Origin of the sequence: Pseudomonas kitaguniensis (assembly GCF_009296165.1) — a bacterium.
Lineage (GTDB): Bacteria > Pseudomonadota > Gammaproteobacteria > Pseudomonadales > Pseudomonadaceae > Aquipseudomonas > Aquipseudomonas kitaguniensis.
The window spans coordinates 1-6,979 of the sequence record NZ_VUAZ01000113.1 but is presented as its reverse complement, the minus strand read 5'-3'; the positions used below and the strand labels follow the sequence as shown (position 1 = coordinate 6,979).

General features: G+C 57.6%; 7 protein-coding genes. 2 read left to right on the top strand and 5 right to left on the bottom strand.

From position 1 onward, the window contains the following. The 5 genes from F0169_RS18370 to tssI form a co-directional block, all read right to left on the bottom strand. The coding region (locus F0169_RS18370) for a phospholipase effector Tle1 domain-containing protein (RefSeq protein ID WP_172979477.1) at nt 1-918 on the bottom strand (918 nt) is incomplete at its 3' end. Beyond that, nucleotides 903-1,544, bottom strand: coding sequence for a Tli1a family immunity protein (gene tli1a, locus F0169_RS18365; protein WP_425274302.1), 642 nt, complete (start codon nt 1,542-1,544; stop codon nt 903-905). The genes tli1a (F0169_RS18365) and F0169_RS18370, both read right to left, overlap by 16 nt. Continuing rightward, entirely contained in the window at nt 1,529-2,050 is a 522-nt protein-coding gene (gene tli1a, locus F0169_RS18360) for a Tli1a family immunity protein (RefSeq protein WP_241679142.1), read from the bottom strand. The genes tli1a (F0169_RS18365) and tli1a (F0169_RS18360) overlap by 16 nt, the downstream gene beginning before the upstream one ends. Next, nucleotides 2,047-2,856, bottom strand: coding sequence for a toxin Tle1 chaperone Tla1 (gene tla1 / locus F0169_RS18355; protein ID WP_152747271.1), 810 nt, complete (start codon nt 2,854-2,856; stop codon nt 2,047-2,049). The genes tli1a (F0169_RS18360) and tla1 overlap by 4 nt, the downstream gene beginning before the upstream one ends. A 37-nt stretch (nt 2,857-2,893) precedes the next feature. Beyond that, nucleotides 2,894-4,948, bottom strand: coding sequence for a type VI secretion system tip protein TssI/VgrG (gene tssI / locus F0169_RS18350; RefSeq protein ID WP_152747270.1), 2,055 nt, complete (start codon nt 4,946-4,948; stop codon nt 2,894-2,896). A gap of 201 nt (nt 4,949-5,149) precedes the next feature. Between tssI and F0169_RS18345 the strand changes: the two genes are divergently transcribed. Together F0169_RS18345 and pcsA are read left to right on the top strand one after the other, a co-directional pair. Beyond that, nucleotides 5,150-6,076, top strand: coding sequence for a class I SAM-dependent methyltransferase (locus F0169_RS18345; RefSeq protein WP_152747269.1), 927 nt, complete (start codon nt 5,150-5,152; stop codon nt 6,074-6,076). 149 nt (nt 6,077-6,225) lie between these two features. Continuing rightward, nucleotides 6,226-6,942 (top strand): phosphatidylcholine synthase, encoded by a 717-nt coding sequence (gene pcsA, locus F0169_RS18340; protein WP_058414990.1) that lies wholly within the window; start codon nt 6,226-6,228, stop codon nt 6,940-6,942. The last annotated feature ends 37 nt before the right edge of the window (nt 6,943-6,979 follow it).

The window sequence follows — 6,979 nt, the reverse complement described above, 5'->3', positions numbered from 1 at the left end:
GGCAGCAAACGGCACCAAGTACGGAAGGCCGACCGAGGCCACCGTGTCGAATAGCCCCATGAACACAATTTTGATCGGCAGCCCGACAAACAAGTAGCAGGTTTCACCTTCCACCTCGACCTTGGTCAGGGCTTCAAGCCAGGTCGCAAACGCTCGCGCCTCGGCGGCTCCGCGTGAAAAGCCGTAAACAAACAGACGCACTGCCATGATTTTAGGGATCGATTTGGCTGTATGTGCTGCGTCAATTTGGCTTTTAAGTTCCGCCAGCGGTTGGGCCAACACCTCTCGGCGACGCGTATAGCTGTTTTTGAATATCGAAGCGCCGAGTGCGTCTTCGGTAACGCTGGTGCCCATTTTTTGCACAAGGGCATAGGCTTCGGGTACTTTCAGTGGTTTCTCATCGCAAGCCCTTTTCAGCGCATCGATCAAACGGGTCAATCCCCAGTTGATCCGGTTCTCGCCCCCTGTCGACATGGTGAGCCCTTGGCTATCAGGTTTGAACTCGCCTATTTCTTTGAACTCGGTGCCAACCCCCGGCATGTAGTAAGCATAAAAACCCTCTTGCTCCGCGGCCTCGCTGTCATCCCTACCCACACTGGCGTGGTACAGGCGAGCCACATTGGTCGTAGTTGAAGGCAATGCGAGGCTGTCTGACGGTTCATGGTTGTTGGTGCCGTCGAAGCAAAGCGTGATCGTCACAATCTGCATGCACGGCGGGCCCGGATACACCAATCCAGCTGCACGGTGTTCGTCCATCGACTGTTGTTCAAAAGGATCGTAGGCCACCTGTTGCGTTCGATAATTACGCAATACATCCCCTCGTGTTTGCGGCAACAGCCCACCCATTTCGAAATCGGGAGTCGGGCTGAGAAATTCCGCAGCAGGCTTTTTGAGTTGTGGCGTCATGGCTTCGGACATGTAGCTGGCTCCATCATTTTTTGAGGGAATTGGAACGGATAATCTGGGCGGCCGGGATACGTAGTGCCCGCCGATACCGCAACCTGGTTGCACGGTAAGAAATGCACGTTCACCAAGCCCAAGTCTTCATATGGCACCACTGCTACAACCGCACGATGGCGGGTGTATTGAGTTTCATGCTCTCTAGCCGCCTTGCGCCAAGCATCGGAGTACCGCGGGTTAGGCCAATTCACATACTCATGCGGATTTGGGTCTTTCTCCCACTCAACCACCACCGTCAAACCGGGATACCACTTCACCGGAAGCGGCGCGCAGCAGTTCTGCTTTCCACCGCCACCATAAGGGCCGACGTTTGGCCCGCCGTTACCATTCACCGAGAACCGGTTAATCGCCGCCGAGGTATGGCTATAGCCCTCGATGGGCGTGCCTAATCGTTCAGGCTGAGGCTGCGCACAGCCCAGCAGCGAAAGGCCGCTGATTAACATCACAAGGTTAAAACGGATCATCAGAGGTCGGCCTTCACCCCCTGGTGTTTGCGGCGGCAGCTCACCCACTTTGAAGTCAGCTGTAGGGCAGATGAATGCCAAAGCAGGTTTTTGGAGTCGCGAGCTCATGGCGTCGGACATGTAACGGGCTCCTCCATTTTTTGAGGGAAGTTAAATGGGTAGCCGGGTTGGCCCGGAAGCACGGCTACTGCTGAAACCGCGACTTGGTTGCACGGTAGAAAATGCACGTCTATTGCGCCCAACTCGTCATAGGGTGCGACGGCCACAACCGCACGATGCCGGGTGTAGCGAGTTTCATGCTCTCTAGCCGCATTGCGCCAAGCATCGGAATAACGCGGCTTAGGCCAATTTACATACTCATGCGGATTTGGGTCCTTCTCCCACTCCACCACCACGGTCAAACCGGGATGCCACTTCACCGGCAGCGAAGCGCAGCACATTTGCCCGCCCCCATATCCATAAGGAGCCAAATTCGGCCCGCCATTACCATTCACCGAGAACCGGTTAATCGCCGCCGAGGTATGGCTATAGCCCTCAATGGGCGTGCCTAATCGTTCAGGCTGGGGCTGCGCACATCCCAGCAACGACATACCGCTCATTAACAGCGCAAGGAGTAGGCGGCTCATAAATGGTCCCGCTGACGCGTCAACGTCAGAGGGAGATGTTCGCTCAGCGCGCTGACGATAAAATCTTGGTGATGGCGCTTGTCCAGCTTCTTGCGACTCATATCCAGATGGGCTGTGATCAGGCAGCGAATCATCGCTTCGCGTGAAGTGAAGCCATGTTCATTGGGGGGCTTTTCATAGCCTTCGAACCACCGAAGCGCGGCGCTAACGGCCTGCCAGTGCGCAATTTGCTGATCAGTCAGGCTCATCCCGGTCAACCTGTTCTGGTTATCCAGGCGGCTGTCGAACCCTGAAACGCTTGCCGCTTTATTGTCATGGTCGATCCAGTGCCATTGGATGACCGGGGCGTTAAAAAGCCGTCGTTGGCAGGGATCAAGCTGGTCAAAAAAGTGCCTGAACAGGCGCGTGTCGTAATAACGCAGCACCCCCGAGCGGGTGCCTTTGCTCAAGTTGGCTTGCGTAGCGCCGCGCAAGTGCGCGGCGAGGTCCGCAAAAGGCCAGCGACTGATCAGTATCAGCGCACAAAAGTTGGAATACACCGCGTCAAGCAACGCCGCGAATGCAGTGCGCTGCTCCTGGCTGGCCAACCCTATGCGCAACAGCACGGGGCCGCACTGCGCCAATGCATGCTCGGGCGTTTGCTCAAATAGCCACGCGCATGAAGGCGCAGGCGTGAGTTCAAGCAGTGTCGGCAACAGTGGCGCAGGCAACGCTGCGCAATTGATCACTACATCCAGGTGAGCAAGCTGTGCGCTGCGCGCCTCTGCCATCAAATGGTTCAACCAATCCTTAGCGGTCGGTAACATGCCCCTTCCTTAATCGATGCTGTTTGCTGAGTACGTGTTAACGCAGGACTACCGCGTCGGCCTTGGCGTGTGCAACTGAGAGGCAGCGCTTGCACACAGGGTTCGGCGCCCCTGGCGGCTCGGCGGCCTGAGCGACTTGATTCGACGGGTTTTGCTGCTGTTCAAATAAGGACGGCGCGGCCTGCAGCCCGAGCAAACCCGGCAGTAACGGCGCCGCCGCTGTGCCGCTGATGGGTGCGCCACCGAGTTGAATCTCGCTGCTGCTGAAGATGCCTTCGGGGCCAATCACAATGTGCTGACCGCCGGCCTTCAAGGTAATGCTCGCGCCTGCGTCAAGAATCAGATGGTCCCCGGCCTTGAGGTGCACTTCCCGGCCTGCTTCGGCGACGAAGGCCTGCCCGACGCGGGTATGGCTGCTGTTGGCGACCTGCAAGTAGTCGTTGGCCTTGAGTTCGACCTTGCGATCCGCCGTTACCGTGCGCTGATCCTCAGCTTCAAGCAGCGCAATGCTGTTGCCTTTGATGGTTTCGTGGCGTTCGTTGCCCACGTCCAATCGACTGTCATTTTTGATCGTCTGCTGCATGTCGCGCTGGGCACGCAGGTAGATCAGTTCCTGCCCTGCCCGGTCTTCAATCGACAGTTCGTTGTAGCCACCACTGCGCGGCGAGCTATGGCTGCGCAGCACGCTTTTGGTCTTGTTCGCCGGTAACGGGTACGGCACCGGCGTGATCTTATTCGGCACGCAACCGGTAATCAGCGGATGGTCGGGGTCCCCTTCCAAAAAGGTCACCACCACTTCCATGCCCACGCGCGGAATGGTCACTGCACCGAAGCTGTCGCCCGCCCAGCTCGACGAGACCCGCAGCCAGCAACTGCTTTTGTCACTGTTCAATTCGGCTCGGTCCCAAAAAAATTGGGCTTTTACACGCCCCAGATCGTCACAAAAAATGTCGTCTCCGGCGGGTCCGGTGACACGGGCGGTCTGGCTGACCATCGGCGATTTGCGCGTGACCAAGGGTGGCCGGTACACCGCATCCCACGGAATCGCAGTAAAGATATTGCGGTAACCCTGTGTGAAACCGTCTTCGGGTTTAACCTCAGTGGTGGCTGCCTCCTCAAGTGATTGAGGCTGCTTGCCTGAGTGCGTCACGCTGAGCAACAGCCACAACGCGTTGCACGATTGGCGCGGGTGTTCGGTCAGGTCAAAGAAGTGGCCACTGCGCAGGATCGGTTGATCGCTCTGGCCCTCGGCCAACTGGTAGTCGGCACGGTGTCGCTCCAGCGCCTGTTGGGCGAGCTGCTTGCCGAGTTTTTCATGCTCGATCAGCGCCGGGTAACCGTAGTCTTCAAGTGCAGGGCTAAACTCGACGGCCGCTCGGCTTTGCCGCAGCAGGCTTGGGCGCTTTAAATCATAGCCGCGACGCGTGACCTTGCTGGTTCGGCTACTGAAACGCGTGGAGAACTGGCTGACGACCGGGTAATCCGCCACCAGGCCAGCGCCCTGCTGATACGGGGTTGCCCCCAGCAAGGGGAAGCACGCCTGATTGTCGGTGAACAGCAACTGATGGCCATGTTGGCTGTGCTGGTGGTGCCACGAAATCCCTTCCTCACTGCACAACCTGCTGATGAAATCGAAGTCACTTTCAGCGTATTGCGTGCAGTACTCTCGCTCTACAGCGCTGCGGACATGGAAGGTGTACACATCGGCCTGGATACCGTGGCCGTTGAGCACCTGGGCGACAATCTGCGGCACCGTCAGGTGTTGGAAGATGCGGTGGTTGTGGCTGAACTGCAGATAGTGCAGCGCGGGCACTAACGTCAGTTGATACCGGCTCAGGCGTTTACCGGCCTCACCTGCCAACACATCTTCAATATGCCCATGAATACCTTCGCCATTAAGGCCGAACTGCAAGAAGGCGGGTTGGCTGAGCAGGCGCCCAAGATCGAAGTCCGGCGCCTCGCTGACGAGCTCAATCTTAATCGCGTACAAGGTGCTGATCGCTTCAGTGCCGTGAAAGGCCAGCACCTTGAAATCGTTACTAACGGACGGGATTAACAACGCGAAGTGCGCAGCATTGGCTGACGCGAACATACGCTTATCCTTAACCTGAAAAGTGCAAGAGAGACGCGATGCACAAGCCTTAGCCTGCGCACGTTCAAATTTCCGAGCACGCTAACAAGACGAAAAAAAAATTGATGTAGGATGCCTCCCGAGCTCATGTGGTATCGGTCTGCCCCTTATCGTCAGCAATTGTGTTTAAAATGCCGCCCGCTCAATGACCGACGCTGACCGATGACCCCAGATGCACTCGCGACCCTTCACGCTCACTTGCTGACTGCCCTGGCGACCCCGCCCTGCGAAACCCGGCGCCTGTTCCATGGCCGTGGCCGCTGCTGGCCGGGCCTTGAACAGTTGACGGTAGATTGGCTGCAAGGCGTGGTATTGGTTGCCGTGTTCAAGGCGCCTGAAGCCGAACAACTGGATGCGCTAAAACAGTTGCTGATCCGGTTTGAATGGGCGCAGTTCGGCGCGCATACGGTCGCCCTGCAACACCGCTACTTGCCGCAAAGCACCACCGAATGGCTGGTCGGCGAAGCGATTGATGAGCTGACCATCACCGAAGGCGGCCTGCGTTACTTGATCGACCTGGGTAAAAAGCAAAACAGCGGGCTGTTCCTCGACATGCGCTACGGCCGCAACTGGGTGCGCGAGCAGGCCAAGGGCCAGCGCGTACTCAATCTGTTCGCCTACACGTGCGGCTTCTCGGTCGCCGCCATCGAAGGCGGCGCCGAGCATGTGGTGAACCTCGACATGGCGCGCGGCGCGCTCAGCCGTGGCCGCGACAACCATCGCCTGAATGGTCATGACCTGAGCAATGTCACGTTTCTGGGCCATGATCTGTTCAAGTCGTGGGCCAAAGTCACCCACAGCGGGCCTTACGACCTGGTGATCATCGACCCGCCGTCGTTTCAGAAAGGCAGCTTTTTGCTGACCAAGGACTACCAGCGCGTGCTGCGCCGCTTGCCGGATTTGCTGACGCCACAAGGCAGCGTATTGGCCTGCATGAATGACCCGGCCTTTGGCGAAGACTTCCTGATCGATGGCGTAACCCGCGAAGCGCCGGGCCTGCGCTTTGTGGAGAGGCTGGAAAATCCGCCTGAATTTCCGGATATTGACGTGCAAAGTGGCTTGAAAGCGCTGGTGTTCCGTCAAGGCTGATGTAGAAACGCCCTACGCTTGCTACGCTAAGTGATACACCGGGAGGGTGAACCTTATTCCCCCCTTTCCGGTCGATACCTGCATTCCCTGGCCAGACTCGACGGCGTTACGTTGTCGGCTGCCCTGTTTCACCTTTTGGAGAACCGCCCGTGATTTCGACCCTGCATGTAGCCAGACTCAAAGCCTGGGGCGCCCACGGCTTTACGGCCACCGGTGTAGTGCTGGCCTTTCTGGCCACCCTGGCGCTGCTGGAAAACTCGCCCAAAGCCTGCTTGCTCTGGCTCGGCCTGGCGTTGGTGGTGGACGGCGTCGACGGTTCCCTGGCGCGACGGGTGAATGTCAGCACGGTATTGCCCAGCTTTGATGGGTCGGTGCTGGACCTGGTGATTGACTACCTGACCTACGTGTTTATTCCGGCGCTGTTTATCTACCGCTACATCGACCTGCCGGAGTTTACCCACCTGTTTACGGTGTCGGTGATCCTGGTGTCTTCGCTGTTCTGCTTCTGCAATGTAAACATGAAGAGCAAGGACAACTACTTTGTCGGCTTTCCTGCGGCATGGAACGTCGTGGCGTTGTGCGTGTACATCATCCAGCCGGACGCTTGGGTGACCCTGGCGACGGTGATTGGGTTGGCGCTGTTGACCGTAACGCCGATGAAGTTTTTGCACCCGTTTCGGGTGAAGCGGTTTATGCCGTTGAATATCGCCGTCACCACGATTTGGCTGTTGTGCAGCTTTTTGATGGTGGTGGATTATCCGAATACCAATCCCTGGACGTTTGGGTTGTGGTCGCTGATGTCGGCGTACTTCCTGGGGATTTGCGTATGGCGCACGGCGCTGGAATGGATAGGCACCCATAAATAGCGGTTTAAACCTGTCGTCTGCTTTTTTTGCTTTCTGT

What these genes read in the sequence shown, in the direction of transcription:
- tli1a (WP_241679142.1), bottom strand. Translation starts at nt 2,050, where the DNA reads ATGAGCCGCCTACTCCTTGCGCTGTTAATGAGCGGTATGTCGTTGCTG.
- tli1a (WP_425274302.1), bottom strand. Translation starts at nt 1,544, where the DNA reads ATGTCCGACGCCATGAGCTCGCGACTCCAAAAACCTGCTTTGGCATTC.
- tla1 (WP_152747271.1), bottom strand. Translation starts at nt 2,856, where the DNA reads ATGTTACCGACCGCTAAGGATTGGTTGAACCATTTGATGGCAGAGGCG.
- tssI (WP_152747270.1), bottom strand. Translation starts at nt 4,948, where the DNA reads ATGTTCGCGTCAGCCAATGCTGCGCACTTCGCGTTGTTAATCCCGTCC.
- F0169_RS18345 (WP_152747269.1), top strand. Translation starts at nt 5,150, where the DNA reads ATGACCCCAGATGCACTCGCGACCCTTCACGCTCACTTGCTGACTGCC.